The sequence below is a fragment of the Flavobacterium sp. JP2137 genome (genome assembly GCF_050562195.1).
Lineage (GTDB): Bacteria > Bacteroidota > Bacteroidia > Flavobacteriales > Flavobacteriaceae > Flavobacterium.
On the sequence record NZ_CP191647.1, the window covers coordinates 810,172 to 828,282 of the forward strand.

General features: G+C 45.0%; 5 protein-coding genes. 2 read left to right on the plus strand and 3 right to left on the minus strand.

Annotated features, from left to right (window positions below):
- Positions 1-157 precede the first annotated feature (157 nt).
- Together ACQZ43_RS03615 and ACQZ43_RS03620 are read left to right on the plus strand one after the other, a co-directional pair.
- The gene (locus ACQZ43_RS03615; protein ID WP_430614519.1) at positions 158-3,571 is read left to right on the plus strand and encodes a hypothetical protein; all 3,414 of its coding nucleotides are present in this window, start codon (positions 158-160) and stop codon (positions 3,569-3,571) included.
- A gap of 168 nt (positions 3,572-3,739) precedes the next feature.
- A complete protein-coding gene (locus ACQZ43_RS03620; RefSeq protein WP_430614520.1) occupies positions 3,740-4,300 on the plus strand; it encodes a 2'-5' RNA ligase family protein in 561 nt (186 codons plus the stop codon).
- Positions 4,301-4,449: 149 nt separating this feature from the next.
- Here the strand turns inward: ACQZ43_RS03620 and ACQZ43_RS03625 are convergent, their stop codons facing one another.
- From ACQZ43_RS03625 to ACQZ43_RS03635, 3 genes are read right to left on the minus strand one after another with little or no spacing between them, the layout of a single operon-like run.
- A complete protein-coding gene (locus ACQZ43_RS03625) occupies positions 4,450-6,402 on the minus strand; it encodes an OmpA family protein (RefSeq protein ID WP_430614521.1) in 1,953 nt (650 codons plus the stop codon).
- A gap of 11 nt (positions 6,403-6,413) precedes the next feature.
- Entirely contained in the window at positions 6,414-7,346 is a 933-nt protein-coding gene (locus ACQZ43_RS03630; protein WP_430614523.1) for a PorP/SprF family type IX secretion system membrane protein, read from the minus strand.
- 10 nt (positions 7,347-7,356) lie between these two features.
- Complete coding sequence (locus ACQZ43_RS03635) at positions 7,357-17,358, minus strand: gliding motility-associated C-terminal domain-containing protein (protein WP_430614524.1); 10,002 nt, start codon at positions 17,356-17,358, stop codon at positions 7,357-7,359.
- Positions 17,359-18,111 lie beyond the last annotated feature (753 nt).

Here is an 18,111-nt window from a genome sequence, read left to right on the forward strand (position 1 = left end):
AAATTAAAAAAACAATTTAAAAAGCACTACTTCTTCGCTTTTAAAAATAAAAATTAACAGTATTTACCGATTAATTGCCCGTTTTAAATTTAGCACATCTTTTAAAAAGTTTCCGACTAGATACACTACTTTTGACAAATATGAGTTATAGATAATTATGCTTCGACCCCTACTGGCTTTACTGTGCTTCTTCTTCGTTTCCGCTCTTGAGGCTCAAGAACGCGAATCGCTGTATAGCCGTGGGAAGTGGAAGGCGGAAAGCGATACGATAAACCTGCAAACGGGCGGTTTGAATCCGTCGTATTTTCGGGTGCTCACCGCCGATCGGGACAGCGTTCCCGCAACGGCCTACCAGATGGATTTTCAGCTGGGCCAACTGACCTTACTCGACGCGGAGCTCAAACGGGATTCGCTGACGATCGAATACCTGCGCTGGCCGGATTTTCTAACTCGTACCTATACGTATTATCCCGCCGAACGCATCGTTGCCAATGCGGCAGGACAGCAGTTGTTTGCCTATAAAGACCAGAGTCGCTCTTCGGGTTTTATCCCGTTTGAAGGGCTGAATACCGCGGGTAGTATTTCGAGGGGTTTTACCGTGGGCAACAATCAAAACGGGGTGATGAACTCCAATTTGGATTTGCAGATTACGGGAAAACTCTCGGACAAAGTGCATATTCGCGCTTCGATACAAGACAGCAATGCGCCCTTGCAAGACGGGGGTTACTCTCAGAAAATCGATGAATTTGACCAGATTTTTATGGAGCTCTTTGCCGACAATTGGTCGATCAAGGCCGGAGACATCTTTTTGGAGAACCGAAAATCGCGGTTTCTAAACTTCAACAAGAAAGTACAGGGGCTGTCGACCTCCTTTACCTTTAAAACCGAGTCGTCCAAAACCATCGTCGAGGCTGCTGGAGCCTTGGCACGGGGTCAATACGCCAAGAGTTCGTTTGTCGGACAGGAGGGCAACCAAGGGCCTTATAAGCTCAAGGGTCCCAACGGGGAGTTGTTTATCCTGATCATTTCGGGTTCGGAGCGGGTGTACGTCAATGGGATTGCGCTTAAACGCGGCGAGAACAACGACTATGTCATCGACTACAACGCCGGAGAAATTCGATTTACCACCTTATTCCCCATCACTTCCGATATGCGTATCGCCATTGAATACCAGTATACCGATCGGAATTACACCCGCTTTGTCGGATATGGCGGTATACAGCACGAGCGGGAATCTTGGCATATTGGCGGTTATGTGTTTACGGAAACCGACATCAAGAACCAGCCGCTACAGCAAAACCTATCCGAGACCCAGATCGAAACGCTGAAGCAGGCGGGCAACGACCCCAACAAGATGATTGCTCCTTCGGCATATCCGGATGTGTATTCGGAAAACAAAATCCTGTATAAAGAGGCTGTGGACGATTTGGGCGTGCCGTATTTTGTGTACTCCAACAACCCCGACGACGCTCTTTTTTCGGTGCAGTTTAGCTTGGTGGGCAACCAAAATGGGGATTACCAAATTCAAAACAGTCAGAGCATCGGAAAAATATACCAATACGTACCGGCCGTAAACGGGGTAAAACAGGGTAATTACGCCCCGGTAACCCGATTGATTGCTCCGGTGCGCAATACGATTATGACCTTACTCGGCGGCTACAGTCCTTCGGAGAAAACCGCGGTTAAAGCCGAGATTGCGGTGAGCAATAACGACGAAAACCTTTTTTCGGCTATAGATGACGAAGAAAACAAGGGCTGGGCCACACAGGTCAATGCCAAGCAGCGCTTGTATACGGGGTCGATTTGGATCGATGCCTTTGCGGATTTCCAGTTTATCCATCGCAATTTTAAATCTTTAGAGCAATTGTACTCCATAGAGTTTGATCGCGATTGGAACTTGGATTTCGCCACGGGCAATCAGAGTTTAATCTCGGGGGGCTTTCAGGTAATTTTTCCCGAAAAAGGGCAGGTGGGATATCGGTTGGAGCAATTGGATTACGGCGATGCCTTTACGGGTTCGCGCCACCACCTCGACGGAAGCTGGAACAGTGGGGCTTGGAAAGCGCATACGCGAAACAGCGTTTTAAACGCGGAATCGGCTACCAAAGAAACGCGTTTTCTGCGCAGCCAGTCCGACGGTCGTTTTCACTTTGACAAAAACTGGGTGGGTGCCCGACTGGATTTGGAAGACCAACAGGAAACGGAATTGGGGGCAACGCGGAATCTATTGCCGCTGAGCCACCGCTTTACAGAGGTTACGGCTTATATCGGTCGGGGCGATAGCACGGCGGTATTCGCGGAGATAGGCTATTCGCACCGCATCAACGACAGCATACAGCTCGGCGCTTTGGAACAGGTTTCCACCTCGCATACCTTTTACCTCAAATCCAAATGGATACAAACCCAAAACCGGGATTTGAGCTTTTATGCCAACTACCGCATCCTCAATTGGAGCGATTCGGAGCTGGAACGCGAAAAAACGCTGAACTCGAGAATGGTCTACAACGACCGCTTTTGGGATGGGTTGGTACAGACCAGCACGGTATACGAAACGAGTTCGGGCAGTATAGCCCAGCAGGAATACACCTATATAGAAGTGGAACCGGGTCGGGGTATATATATGTGGGTCGATTACAACAACAACGGCATACAGGAGCTGGAAGAGTTTGAGGTGGCTCCGTTTCCCGACCAGGCGAAATACGTGCGCTTGTATTTGCCCAATCAGGTTTTTGTCAAAACGCATCAAAACAAGTTTTCCCAGTCGTTGATGTTGAATCCGATCAACTGGCAGAACACCCAAGGATACAAGCGGTTGTTGTCTCATTTTAGCAACCAAACGGCCTACTCGATCGACCGCCGGGATTTGCGAAAGGGCGACGGCTTTAACTTTAATCCGTTTACCAAAGACGACGAGCAACTGGTGGGCTTGAACGAGAGCTTTAGAAACAGTTTGTTTTACAACCGCGGTAGGCAGAAGCATTCGGTGACCTATACGTATTTAAAAAACCGCACCAAAAACCTGTTGTCCTTTGGGGCGCAAGAGAACCAAACCGTTAGCCATCAGCTGATGTACAGTCACCTGATTGCCAAGACTTGGTTGATGGCCCTATCGGGGAAGACCGCGAACTCGGAAACGAATTCCGACACTTATGAAAGCAAGAATTACGCGATTGAAAACCGCAGTATAGAACCGCGGATCTCGTATTTATTTTCTCGCAATGCCAGTTTGGACTTGTTTTATGAGTTGCAGAAAAAGGAGAATGTAAAGGCGGATTTTGAGGCTTTGACCCAACACCGCCTGGGCACTTCGTTTATGTATACCTCCAACAACAACTTTACGGTCAACGGCGAGGTGTCGCTGTATAAAAACGACTTTACGGGCAATTCCTTTTCGCCGGTGGCCTATCAGATGCTCGAGGGCTTGCAACCGGGAAAAAACATCACTTGGCGTTTGATGGTGCAGCGAAATCTGACCCGCTATTTGGATTTGAACCTCAATTATCAGGGTCGAACCACAGAGGAATTCGCCACCATACACACGGGTAACATTCAGCTCCGGGCGTTTTTTTAAGCGCGGGCCTGCCCTGCTGCAGCGCAGCGTGTTAGGGATAGTAGCGGCATCCGCTTCCGCAGCGCAGCGCAGGAAGCGATACAGCGGAAAGCCCGCCCGAAGGGAACACCCTAAATCCGTTTAAAAGTTGGTTTATTGTTTCTATCTTTAGGCCTTATTACTGCGATTATGTCTGAAAAGTATTCCATTATATTCCAACCACCCGCAGCGGTGATCGAACAGGTGCAACAGCTGAAATCCGACTTGGCCGAGGTGATCGGTTGGTATGCGAGTCGCCATGCTGCCGCGCATATCACCATACAAGAATTTGTTGTTGACCCGCGCAAAATCGACTTAATCAGCCGTCAATTGCAGCGGTACTGCGCTTCGCTGACTCCGGTGGCGGTTTGCTTAAACCGCTTGGACAGCTTTCCCAACGGGGCTTTTTTTATACAACCCGATCCGAGTTCGCGACTGCTTTTAGCGCAGTTGATGAAGGGGATTCAACAGGCCGTACCAACGCCCAATACCCACCGAGGCACCGAGCCACACCTGACCATAGGCCGGCGGTTGAGCTTTGAAAAGCTCTTGATAGCCCGAGAGGTCATCGCTACGCCCAACATCCGTTTTAGCTGCGACACCGTGGCTTTGCGCCGTTTTAATCCCCTTAAAAAGCAGTTTGAAATCGTCGCGGAATTTCCGTTTCTCGGGCTGCCCAGCACTCAGGAAATTCAGGGCTCGCTGTTTTAACCTTGACCGCAGCGATTCGGCTGCTGCGCGTAGAAGGCGTGTGAATCCGTTGGAAAAGGCGCAAAAAAAAGGGACCCACTCTAAAAGAGCAGGTCCCAAATTCTACACATTTTCTCCCTTGTAGGAGTTTTGCAGCAAGTACAACCGAATTACATCTTCACAATAATGAATTCTGATCTTCTGTTTGCTTGATGTTCTTCTTCTGTACAAGGTACGCCATCGGCACATTTGTTGGTCAATTGGCGTTCGCCATAACCTTTCCACGTTAAGCGCTTTGGCTCAATTCCGTTTGAAATCAACCAAGCTGCCGTAGATTTTGCACGACGCTCGGATAAATTATCGTTGTATTTGTGTGACGCACGACTGTCTGTATGCGAACGCACATCGACAACCATGTTCGGATATTCTTCCATTACCGCAAAGACTTTTGCCAATTCCATGGCGGCGTCTGGACGAATGTTATCCTTGTCTAAATCGAAATAAATCGGATTTAAATTCAACACCTTAAACAAATCATCGCCTTCTTTTAGCGGGATTTTTGTTCTTTCCAAGACTATGGTCAGTTCGGTAACACCGCTTTCGTTAGGCAGGGCCACCACTTCTTCTTTCACCGAATAATCCGGTGCTGTAGCTTTTACTCTGTAGCTGGTACCACAGTCATACGCGGTATCAAATAGGTATTGGCTGTTGGCGTCCATCTTGTCGGTATTGGCCTTGTCTGTATAATCCATCTGGTACAAGTTTAGGCTTGCATTGGAGATGATTTGACGGGTTTTGGCATCGACTACCGTAACCTTTAAAGCTTGATTACAATCCAAGACCAAGGCGCGATTTTCTTTAAAAGCATAGATGTCGTCGTTTCCAACGCCTGTTGCTCTATTACTTGAAAAATAGCCGCGTTTGTTGGTTTTGTTGATGATATACGCGAAATCGTCGTCGGCGCTATTCACGGGAGCTCCGATGTTTTGCACATCGTTAAAACTGCCGTCGGCTTTGATTTTGGTCGCATATACATCCAAACCACCCATACCTGGGCGACCGTCTGTAGCAAAGTACAGCTCGTCATCGGCACTGATGAATGGGAAGGTTTCTCTACCGTCGGTATTGATAGTGGCTCCCAAGTTTTCCGGTGTACCGAATTGCTTGTCGGTGATCGCAATGCGCCAGATATCGGCCTGACCAAAACCACCTGGGCGATCGGACACAAAATACAGCATGTCTTCGGCGGGGTTTAAGGCCGGGTGAGCGGTATTAAACTGGTTGCTGTTGAAGGGCAATTCCGTTACGTTGGTCCATTTGCCGTCTTTTAATTCAGCGCGGTAAATTTTCAACAAGGTCGTTTTTTTGCTGTCTGTTCTGCGAACACCGTCGTAGTTGTTGCGCGTGAAATACATGGTTTGACCGTCTTTAGTCACTACGGGAGTGGCTTCGTTGAATTTGGTACTGATTTTACGGCTAAATTTCTTAGCTTTTGTCAGGGTACCGTCTTCTTGAATATCCGCTGCGTAGATGGTCGTAAAGGCTTCATCGGTCCACGTATGCACTTTTTTGGCAAAATTACTGGTATCCCGTGCGGTGGAAAACAACACTTGATCTTGGTAAAAACTGCTGCCGTAGTCGGCATAAGTGGTATTGATTCCGGCGTCTTGAATGTCAAAACGGCCGGAATTTTTGGTGATTTCCGCTTGGTAGTCCTTGTCGGCTTGAATGATTTTCGCTCTTGAAGACTCGTTGTTCTTTTGGGCAAATTGCTTTAAATAGTTAGCAGCCTGCGCCTCTTGACCCACGTTCTTTAAGGTTTGTGCATAGCGGTAAAAATACTCAGCTTCTATCTCTGCACTGGGGAAGTCTGTAAACAACTGGCCGTACCATTTGTTGGCTTCCTGATATTGTGCATTGAAATAATGAGCATTCCCCAAATTCTTTAGAATATCGGTATTTACATGTCCACGTTCCGCGATTTTCTCGTAAATCTTGATCGCGTCGATATAGGCTAATTTATCGTAGTCTTTATCTGCGCGAGCGATTCCCACTTGAGCCGCTGCGTTATGATTCATTAAAACGAACAACCCAACGCTTAATGAGCATATTATTTTTTTCATAGGTCTGCGTTTTAGAAGAATCTCGGAGAGTTGATGCGCTTGTACTTGTTGAAAAGTTCAAATCGCAAAAACACTTCGTGAGATCCTGAGTTATAGTTTGCCAATTTAGTCGTTTCTCCATCATAGGAATACCCGATCATCAGTCCGTCTGTCACTTGGAATCCAACCAAAGCGCTCCAAGCGGCGTCATAGCGGTAAGCACCTCCGAGGGTAAACTTCTCGATAAACAAGAAGTTTGCACTGATATCGGCTTGTAAGGGCGCACCAGCTGTTGCTTTTAACATAAAAGCCGGTTTGAATTTCAGGTTTGGATTTAACTCAAATACGTGACCCCCTATCAAATAGAACTGCATTTTTTGTTGCATGGTGGCATACATATTATCGTCGTATCGCTTGGTTTCCAAGAAATTGGGCACAGATAATCCCAAGTAGCTCTTGTCGGTGTGGTAATAAATACCGGCTCCGATATTCGGGCTTACTTGGTTACTGATATCTTGACTAAACATCACATCGTTGGGGTTGTAAACGTTTAATTCGCTATAGCGAACGTCTAAAAGGTTTACCGATCCCTTTACACCAAATGACAATTTGTGGTTTCTTTCGCCCAGATCCAAGGTATAGGAAAGGTCTACCGACATGGTATTGTCTTTCATCACACCGATTTGATCGTTGACAAAGGATAAACCGATACCCAATTTACTGTTGTTGATTGGGGTGTTTATCGAAAACGAATTGGTTTTTGGCGCTCCATCTAATCCTACCCATTGCTCACGGTGCAAACCGAAGATACTCATCGCTCCACGGGAACCGGCATAAGCAGGATTCACGTTGATCGTGTTGTACATATAATGGGTATATTGAGAATCTTGTTGGGCGTGCATTGCTGCACTGCCCATTAACAAGATTCCATAAAACGTACTCTTTATTGTTTTATGAATTTTCATCGTTTGCAAATTAATTAGATTCTAAATGAATGTATCCGGATTGCTTCATCGGTTGCGATTCTCCATTTCCAAGATTGTAATCGTAGGTTACCACGTAGAAGTAAGTACCCGTAGGTAGTTTATCTCCTTTGCTCACCACGTCTTTAGCATTGGAATACCCCTTAAACACATTTCCGTTTGAGTTGTAATTCGTTGTACTATAAACCAGGCGTCCCCAACGGTTGAAAATCTCCACGTTGTTTCCAGGATAGCAATTGATTCCCTTTAATACAAATTCGTCGTTGTTACCGTCGCCGTTTGCAGAAATCGCGTTGAAGATTTCAATCTCACAAGCCAGGTTTACCGTTTGTTGGAAAACCGATTGGTTTCCACAAGTGTCGGTTGCCGTCCAAGTACGGATTAAGCTGTATTTGTTGTCACAGTCGCCCGCTACTTTTTCTTCGTGTAAGTCTACCTTAACGCTACCACAATTATCGGTTGCAGTCAATACCGGTGCCTCTTTTAGGTCTTCACATTTCATGAATACCGTTGCTGCTGGTAAAGGTTCTACAAATACCGGTGCGGTAGTATCTTGAATGGTAATGGTCTGTACATGACTCACTGCGTTTCCACAAGCGTCTGTAGCGGTCCACGTTCTCAACACTTGGTAATTGCTTCCACAATTTCCATCTACACGCACTTCATTGAAGCTCATCTCTGCAGTTCCACAAAGATCCATCGCATTCATCACGGCCACTTCTGGCAAACGATCAGAACATTCCAAAGTGATATCCACAGGCAGGTTTGTTGTGAATACCGGTGCAACCAAATCAATAATGGTAAAGGTTGCGGTGGTGTTATTCACATTTCCACAAGAATCCGTTACGGTAAAAGTCACTACTGTACTTCCCGTAGATCCACAAGCTTTTGTCAATCCTTTGAAGTTGTTGGTCCACGTAAATCCGGTAGAACACGCATTCACTGCTTGAGCACCCCCAAAGGTGTTTAACCAAGCGTTTAGGTCGCTGCTGTTGCCATTGCCATCACAGTTTACTGTAAGGTTTTGGGCTTCTACGGCAAACTGCGGTCCTGTCGTATTTTGCGTGGTGAAAGTAGCTTGTTTAGCCACTTGATTCCCACAAGCATCCGTCGCGACAAAATTCACGGTAATCGCCTGTGTTTTACCACATAGATTACGGGTTTCAACCACGGTATGACTCCAAGTTACTGCGCTGCAAGCATCTTCTGCCAGGGCACCACCTTGATTGGCCAACCACGCGTTGTATTGCGCTATATTACCCGCTCCATCACATTCTACCAATTCGTTACTCGGCGGAGTAACCATAATAGGTGCTTTGGTATCGACTATGGTAAAGGTCGCTGTAGTAGTGATTTCATTTCCACAAGCATCTGTTGCGGTAAAGGTTACTAAGGCGCTACCCGTTGCTCCACACGCCGCTGTTAGACTGGTGAAATCATTCGTCCAATCTACCGTACTACAGCTGTCTGTTGCTATGGCTCCGCCTTTGCTGGCTAACCACGCATTCAATTCTGTCGTATTACCAGAACCGTCGCACTCTACTGTTTTGTTTTGTGCTGCTCTAGTAATGACCGGTGCGGTTTTGTCTTCGATGGTAAAGGTTGCTGTTGTAGTAACCGCATTTCCACAAGCATCTGTTGCGGTAAAGGTTACGAGAGCACTTCCCGTTGCTCCACAAGCCGTCGTTAAGCTCGTGTAGTCATTCGCCCAGGTTACTGCGCTACAAGAATCTTGTGCTCTAGCTCCACCGCGGTTACTCAACCAATTATTTAAGGCCTCTGTAGTGTTGGTACCACAAGTAACCGTTAGGTTTTGTGCTTCTTTCACCAAAGTAGGCGCTATGGTATCTTCAATGCGTACCGAGGCTACCGTTGTCGTGGTGTTGCCACAAGAATCCGTTGCAGTAAAAGTCACCACGGCATTTCCTGTCGTTCCACAAGCGGCGGTAAGGCCGGTATAGTTATGAGACCAAGTTATGCTGCCACAAGCTTCTGTTGCCGATGCCCCACCATGGCTGTTTAACCAGGTGGTAATACGGTCGTTTCCGTTGGTACCACATTCCATGATTAAATCTGCCGCTGGCGTTACCAGTATCGGAGCTGTTGTATCAGCTATAGTAAAAGTCGCTTGTTTTGTGGTTGCATTACCGCAAGCATCTGTCGCTACAAAATTTACGGTGGTCACTTTTGTCTTTCCACAAAGGTTACTCGTATCTCCTGTAGTATAACTCCAAGTTACGGCGCTACAAGCGTCGGATGCTACGGCATCTGCATGACTGGCTAACCAAGCATTCCATTCTGCTGTATTTCCAGCACCGTCACACTCTACTACTTTATTTTGAGGTACTGTCGACATTACTGGTGCCTTAGTATCTACTATAATAAAAGTAGCCGTTGTGGTTACGGAATTGTTGCAAGCATCCGTTGCGGTAAAGGTTACTAAAGCGCTACCCGTTGCTCCACATGCTGCTGTCAAGCTGGTGTAATCATTAGTCCAATCTACCGTGCTACAGCTGTCTGTGGCAATGGCTCCGCCTTTACTGGCTAACCAAGCATCTAGCTCTGCTGTATTACCAGAACCGTCGCACTCCACCGTTTTGTTTTGTGCAGCTCTAGTAATTACTGGATTTGTTTTGTCTTCAACACGGTAAGTAGCTGTGGTTGTCACTTCATTACCACAAGCGTCTGTTGCAGTAAAGGTAACTAAAGCACTACCTGTTGCTCCACAAGCCGTTGTTGTTAAGCCCGTGTAGTCATTGGTCCAGGTTAGGGTTCCACAAGCGTCTTTTGCAATGGCACCAGCAAAGCTGATCAACCAATTGTTTAGCGCTACATCTCCGTCCGTACCACAAGCTACTGTTAAGTCTTGTGCTGGTTTTACCAAGGCCGGGGCTATGGTATCAATCACTTGTACCATTGCTTCAGTTTGGGTTTGATTACCACAAGAATCCGTAGCTGTAAAAATAACTACTGCACTTCCTGTAGTACCGCAAGCGGTTGTTAACCCATTGTAATTATGAGACCAAGTAATCGTTCCGCAATTGTCGGAAGCAACCGCTCCACCATGGTTGTTTAACCAAGCGTTTAACGCATCTACACCTGCGCCACATTGGATGGTCAAAGCTTTTGCTTCAGTCTCCATAATTGGCGCCACAGTGTCTTTAATGATGAATACCGCTTGTTCAATAGTGGTATTACCAAAGGCATCTTTCGCGATGAAATCCACGATAACGGTACCTGCTTTTCCACAAGTAGTATTGGTATCCTCGATAAAATAAGACCAGGATACTGCGCCACAATTGTCGGTAGCTTCTGCACCGGCATGGCTATCCAACCAGTCTTGAAATTCAGTCAAGTTTCCATTACCGTCGCATTCTACCGTTTTATTTTCTGTTGGACGCGTAATTACCGGTGCGGTAATGTCTACAATCGTATAGGTTGCTCTAGTAGAAATTTTATTTCCACAGGCATCTGTCGCTGTAAAAGTCACTTCTGCGGTTCCGGTATCACCTGCGGACAGGGTCAAGAAGTTATGGCTCCAAGTGACGTCACTACACGCTTGCGCTACTGAAGCGCCACCGTGGTTGATCAACCATAAGTCCAAAGCTGCTCTGTTGTTGGTACCGTCGCATTCCACCACTTTATTTTCTGCTGGACGCGTAATTACCGGAGCTTTTTTATCTTCTACTTTAAAAGTAGCTTGAGTAATTGCGGTATTTCCGCAAGCATCAGTAGCCGTAAAAGTCACTAAAGCCGTTCCTGTTACTCCACAAGTTCTGGTGGTCAAAGTCAGGTAATTATGGCTCCATGTTACCAGGCCACAATTGTCTTGTGCTTCTGCACCTCCGTGATTTAACAACCAGTTGTTTAAGGTTTGCTCGGTATCCGTACTGCAATCTACTGTTAAGTCCTGTGCTTTTTTGGTGATGGTTGGTGGTGTTTTATCCACTATGGTCACCGTTGCACTGGTTTCTCTGAAATTACCACAAGAATCCGTTGCTCTAAAAATCACCACAGCACTTCCTGTATTACCACAAGCCGCTGTTAGTCCGTTGTAATTATGAGACCAAGTAATGGTTCCGCAAGTATCTGAAGATACCGCCCCCCCATGGTTGTTTAACCAAGCGTTTAAGGCATCGACTTCGGCCCCACATACGATGGTCAAATCTTTAGCTGGAGTAGAAAAATCGGGTTTGGTCGTATCTTCAATGATGAATACCGCTTGTTTAAAGGCACTGTTTCCACAAGAATCCGTTGCGATAAAATCGACAATGATCGTTCCTGCTTTACCACAAGTTGTATTGGTATCTTCAATCAAATAACTCATCGTTACGGTTCCACAAGCGTCTGTTGCTTCGGCCTCGGCAAAATTGCTTAACCAGGTATCAAATTCGGTCAAGTTACCCGCACCGTCACATTCTACCGTTTTGTTTTTCGGCAATTCCGTGAATTTTGGCGCAGTGGTATCCACTATAGCGAAAGTGGCTGAAGTGGTCGCTGCATTACCACAAGCATCCTTAGCTGTAAAAGTCACTGTAGTCGTTTTAGCTCCAGCACATGATCCCGAAGTCCATACCGTAAAATTGTGTTCCCACGTTACTGATGTATTCGTACACGCGTCTGCTGCCACAGCACCACCATGACTGTCCAACCAAGCATTGAATGCCGCTGTATTACCAGCACCATCACATTCTACGGTTGTATTCGCTGCTGGGATACTGATTACAGGAGGTGTTTTATCTTCGATAGCAAAAGTTGCTGAAGTGGTCGTTTCATTTCCACAAGCATCTTTAGCTGTAAAAGTCACTAATGCACTCTGAGTACCTGCACATGCTCCAGCGGTTAAGGCCGTGTAATCATGCGCCCAAGTTACCGCACCACAAGCATCGGTTGCCACGGCACCACCATGACTAGCCAACCAATTGTTCAAGGCTTCTGTGGTATTAGTACCACAGGCTACCGTTAAATTCTTAGCCGGAATATCCAATACCGGAGCTACTTCATCTTTTATGGTAATGACTTGAGTACATACCTCTACATTGCCGCTCGCATCTTTCACGGTAAATGTTCTGGTAAAACTTCTGAAACCGCCTACACAAGCAGTGATTGCAGAATCGGTATAGTCATAAGTGATGCTTCCACATGCGGTAATCGCCGTCGGTATTCCCGTCACTGATGGGGCATAACTGCTACCACACACTACTTCAACAGCCACTGGGCATTTGATTTCCAACGAACAGCATACCGGAGGTATACCCGTTACAGTTACCGGAGTACACATCGTAGCGTCTTCGAAGGTCACGTCGTAAGGCGTACCGATGTCAATGCTTTCCGATGTCCATACATTGCCATTAAACGTACCCGGTGCTCCAATACCAGTAGCGGTATATGGTGAGGTACCGTTTAGGGTTACAAAAAGCTTATACGTCCGTTGATCTACGGCACAGGCAAATTCGATATTGGTCGCCTGTAAATTGTTTGTCTTAAGCAATACTTTAATCGCAGCGATATTGCTCTTACACAATCCGCCAGCAATAAATCTATTTACTACGTAGTAGGTTCTGTTGTGAATTAAAGGCGTATTCAATGGCAATCGCGCCACTTCAGCTACGGCATCTAATTCATTTTCGTACCACGACAAATAAAACCCGTTTGTAAAGGCGATATCGGCCAAGGTGGGTTGTCCTCCAGCCACCAGCGGATTACAAATCTCGCGCGTTTGTTGTGGTGGTGTAATGGTCAAGGCCGTATCGATAGGCAATATCATCGGTATTTCATCTTCGATCAAAACTTGATCGATACCATTTGGACAATTCAAGTTTGGATTTATACAAGTGGGTACTTGAATGTTTTGGTATACCGACACGTATACCACACCAAAATTGTGTTCACAAGATAAGGTTGTATCGTCGCTCTTCGTATATTTCAAAGGTACGTTTACCAATTTCACTTGTGTTCCCACAGGAATATTTCTAGCAACTTTATAGATATAACCGCGTTCTGGGTCAATTCCCACAAAGGTCGCTGCTCCAGCCGGTACTAAATAATCATCCGGATTACCGACCATTACCCATGAATCAGGGAATTTGAAGGCAAATCTATAATCTGTAGTAATCGCGTCTGTATTTCCAAAATTACCGGAATTGGTCGTAGCAAAATTATACAAGGCTCTTAGATTGGCCCCTTCGGTCAATACCGGATCCAATCGCACTTCGTTGGTGTTGAGCACCAACTCTGGGAAAGAAGTCGATCCACCCGCTACGATAATTCGATTACCGCTAGCCGATGTCACCGCACTTGCAGGCAATGGAGAGCCGCAAACGTTTTCTCCAGTTGGCGTAAATGCAATTCTTTGACCGCTCCTAAATTCGCAGCTTTCAATTTTGAAATCAATTCTCACTTGGATACGCTCCAAGGTATTCAACACTATGGATTCGTCAAGAGTTATAAACAAATCCGTTCCAACCATTACCGCTTTTGCTGGGTTTCCGTTGGTAAAGATATTAGCCGGCATTATATTTCCAGAAAACACGTCGCTGTATTGAAACCTGCTGTTGTATTTTAATCCAGGCGCGTTTGCGAAAGGAACCTTAATCACGAGCTTACTCACTTCGGAATCTCCGGCATTGTGAACTTGAATGGTATAAGACAAGATATCACAGAAACCGTGCTGACTATTGGCATTGGATTGGAATACGATGGTCGTTTGCAAATTGTTTTTTAGCATCCCATAGGTCAACACCTTATTGTTGATCACACAAACTCCAGCATTAACATTAACCGGATAATCCGTACAGCTATATCCAACTGGAATATCCAAAGATTCTATATTACAGTTGATAAGATCCGCCGTTACTAGATAATAATTTGTCGTATTTGCGGCAAAATCTCCTAAGCGGTATACATCTGCATTCGGACTCATGGCTACTAGAGGATTATCACCTTCGTAATTATCCACTTTCTGCACGGATCTTAAAACAAGATTTCCTGTTTTTTTACCCATCCAAACATTGGTAAAAGCTCTGGTATCTGAAGTGTTTTCAATTTTCACTACCCAAGTCACCTCTCTACCGTCTGGGCTCATTTGCCCTAGTCTATTGTCGTTTAACAATTCTAAAGTAAGGCTGCCAAAACCGGTGTTGTATTCAAGTTGTTTCGTTGAAGTATACGGTGTTTTATCACCAGCACCATCAACGACATTGCCATTAATAGTCACATCAATGTTTTGTAAAAGTGCCGTAGCCGAAGGCTCGCACTCAAACAAGGATACGGTTGGCGTTATTTCTAGGACAAAGCCTTCATCTAAATACTTTCCGCCTGTGAGTGTGTTGAAAAACTCAACCAAATCCACCGTAAAAGCACCGTTATTGACATTCATACCGGTATCGACGTAGGGGTTGGCAACACCCAACCACGGTTGGTTTTTAACCGCTACTTGAATCCCAGTCAAAACTAAGTGCTCTGGAATCTGTAGTGTAACATTTGTAAGTTCATACAAACTGCGGAATTCTCGTTCAAAAACCCCATCTTGTCTTGGAAACCCAAGGATCGTTGCAGTTAAAACCGCGGTATTATCGCTGTTTTGACAGGTAGAAAAACTGGTTTTCGCACCTTTGAATTCGATGTTTTTATTGACATAAAAGCCAGTTGCCGTGTACGCTCTACCACAGAGGAATTCATTTCCATCAGAATCGACTAAATACGATTTTGTCGGGAATTTCTTCAATCCTAACTGGGAGTCTAGCGCCTTAAACTGCATAGAGAAACGCACTTTATCGCCGTTGGCAAATGAAACTAGCGCATTGGGCTCCGTGGTTAAATCAAAAGCGAAAACATAATTGGTCGCATTTTCTGTAACCGTCAATCCGGAGAACGTCGTTTCTACCCCAGCACGCGTAACCACTAGCGCACCGCTATTAGCGATTAAATTGACCTGGGTATCCGCGTCTTTTTCAACTTGGAACTTCACTTTTGTCCAAGAAGCTACACTAGAAATCTTTACATCGGAATTTTGAGAAACCTCTAAAACGTCGCCCGTTATAAACATTCTAATATTGACTACGCTTTTATCGGCTTTAGGTGTAGTAGGAACGCCCAAATTATTGACTCCAAGACCTAAAGTAACTCTTTCCAAATCGGCAGAGCGGTTGTGCAATCCATTAGCACAAGGCCCGGCATCGCAATATCCGAGTAATGCCACTTCGTTGCATTTAAAGACTACTGGCGCACAGCCTGGATTTAAGATTAATTCCCCTCCTACCTTATACCAGATATCCTGAATTTCTCCTGAATTCCCTGGGTTATCACACAAGAAATTTATAGGGAATTTTAGACGGCTATTCGACAAGTCTAAATCCTGACCCACATTCCATGGTGCGGTACCATAGGTAAAGGTCAATCTAAATTTATTAGCACCGTCGGCTGTAACCACGCTAGTAACAGCAGTAGCCCCGGTAAATATTTTAATATCGTTGATATTTGCCACGGACAATGCTGGAGATAACTCTATGGTTACGTCAAACTTATCGCCCACTTTTAGATTGGTAAAAGGAATTTTAAAGTTGGTAAACAAATAATCGGCAGCATAAGGCTGTCCGGAGATTGCATCGATTTCGCCAATATTAATTCCCTCATAAACGTAATTCACCGCGTCACTCACGGTTTCAGCAGCGGAAAAAGGTCCACCACAACCGTCTGCAAAGTCATAAGACAAGCTGTAATGGGTGTCGTAAGTAGAAAACGCCGTAGGGGCGGAATCACAAGAAGCGTCGCTTGGCGCTCCGTAGAACTGTTCAAACTTCACCGTTACGGCCTGACCGATTGTCAGTGAATTAGTTGGGTTTAAACGGACTTTAATCTTTGTCGGTTGGCTCGCGCTTCCCGCTACTACCGTAATATCTGCCGGATTAACCGCAACCCCACCAATGGTTAAGGTATTGATATCGATATAGCCCGCAGGATCGTTAGTTCCGATTTCAAAAGCGATATCCGTAGCGTCTGCGTTGCCCGTATTTGTAATATTCCAAGTATGGGTATACTTTTGATTTAAACAAGTAAATGCCGGTTTGACCGCCTGTACTTTTAAATCAGGTCTTCTATCTGTTTTTACATTGACCCATTGCGTAGCGGATGAGCTGACATTAGGCGCGTTACAGCGCTGTGTACAACCGTAATACAACTCATATTCCGTTGCCGATAAGGTACAACTGTTAATCGTAACCTTTTCCTTAAACGTAATGGTTGCGCCACTATCTAACGTAGCACCGGAAAAGATTACCTTACCGGGATTGCTGACGTTAACATCCCAGCCTAAAGCTGAACTAAAATCATAGCTGTTATGCATCAATCCATTGCCTAAATCGCGCTCAAATACCAAGGTAGAGATTGGACCATTTCCCTGATTGATCAGCGTAATAGTACGGACCACCTCATCACCCATATAACCGGAACTCACAGCAGGACTAACCCATACTCTTAAAACGGCATATTCGATGTTGATAATTTCACTAGTACCGATTTGAGGATTCACTGTACAGCCCGAAAAGGTGTACTTTACCACCTGCTGGTCTGCGGGTATTATGGAACCAATAACCGAACACAGGGCTTTGACATTAAAGGTAACCACCATCTCTTCCGATGAAGGTCCGGCTGTAAGATTAGGAAGGGAAACCGTAGTACCTTGTACCGTTTCAGCGGATACGGTAACCGTATTTCCATTGGCTTTTACAGAACCCGGCTGAAGTTCAAATCCCACTGGAATCTCCAACTTCAATTTACCTTGAGTACAAGCTCTGCTACCTTTAGCAATCCTAACTGTAAATTGTTGGTAGCCTTCACAAACACTGAGCAAGGGTACATTGCTGTCCGTCTTTAGGGTTTGCGCATTAGCACCACTTACAACTAGCAGCAGTAAAGAAAACAAGATCGCCATCGGAATGGGAACCCTCCTTCTAAAAATTGCAAGAAAATGCATTAGTGTAATTTTGTAATTCATAAATAATTTTTTTGTTTTTTAATTAAATTCTACTCACAACGATTACTTGTGATTCTAGTGATTTAGTTTTCGCGGTTGTTTTAGGTGTTCATCTGTTTATCGGTTTTAGGTTAAAGACTCGTTTTATAGCATATTTTCGATTGACGGCCAACTGCGCTTCTCATTGCTTAAGAAATTGAAAGCAGCAGCCCTATTTTACAGCACTTTTTGCGAATTATCGTTTTGACACCAGGTCACACTTCAATTCATATTAACTTTTTTAATAGTATAAATCTCGCAAAAGCGCAGATTTTAACAATTTGCCTAAAAAAGGAATTATGCGGAATTTGCAACTGTTAAAACCGCTGTTTATTTTGGGAAAATCGACTCCTCGCATTTTAAAGGGCCATTTTGTCTAAAAAACGCCCATAAAAAGCCTGTAAGATTCTTTTTATTCCTCTTAACACTGCAAAATTCTAACAATCAGTCAAATAAAATGTTCCAAATAATTAGCGCGGAAGACGCGCCAATTATATGAAACATCAGTTTTAGGAGTACTCCTTTAAAAAAAAGGCTGTATTTTCAAGGGTTTAAGAGGAAATAGGATGGAAAAAAGGTTTCAACATCACGGCCAAAAACGTTCTTTTTTATAAAAAAAATAAATTCCGTATTATTTTTCAACTTTTTTTAAGCAAAAAAAGGTTTTATTAATTTGTGAGTCCTTTTTTGGTTTTTTTTTCACAACTAAACGTTTTATTTACCGAATAAAATTTG

Coding starts and splice junctions, on each gene's coding strand:
- ACQZ43_RS03615 (WP_430614519.1), top strand. CDS start 158: ATGCTTCGACCCCTACTGGCTTTACTGTGCTTCTTCTTCGTTTCCGCT.
- ACQZ43_RS03620 (WP_430614520.1), top strand. CDS start 3,740: ATGTCTGAAAAGTATTCCATTATATTCCAACCACCCGCAGCGGTGATC.
- ACQZ43_RS03625 (WP_430614521.1), bottom strand. CDS start 6,402: ATGAAAAAAATAATATGCTCATTAAGCGTTGGGTTGTTCGTTTTAATG.
- ACQZ43_RS03630 (WP_430614523.1), bottom strand. CDS start 7,346: ATGAAAATTCATAAAACAATAAAGAGTACGTTTTATGGAATCTTGTTA.
- ACQZ43_RS03635 (WP_430614524.1), bottom strand. CDS start 17,358: ATGAATTACAAAATTACACTAATGCATTTTCTTGCAATTTTTAGAAGG.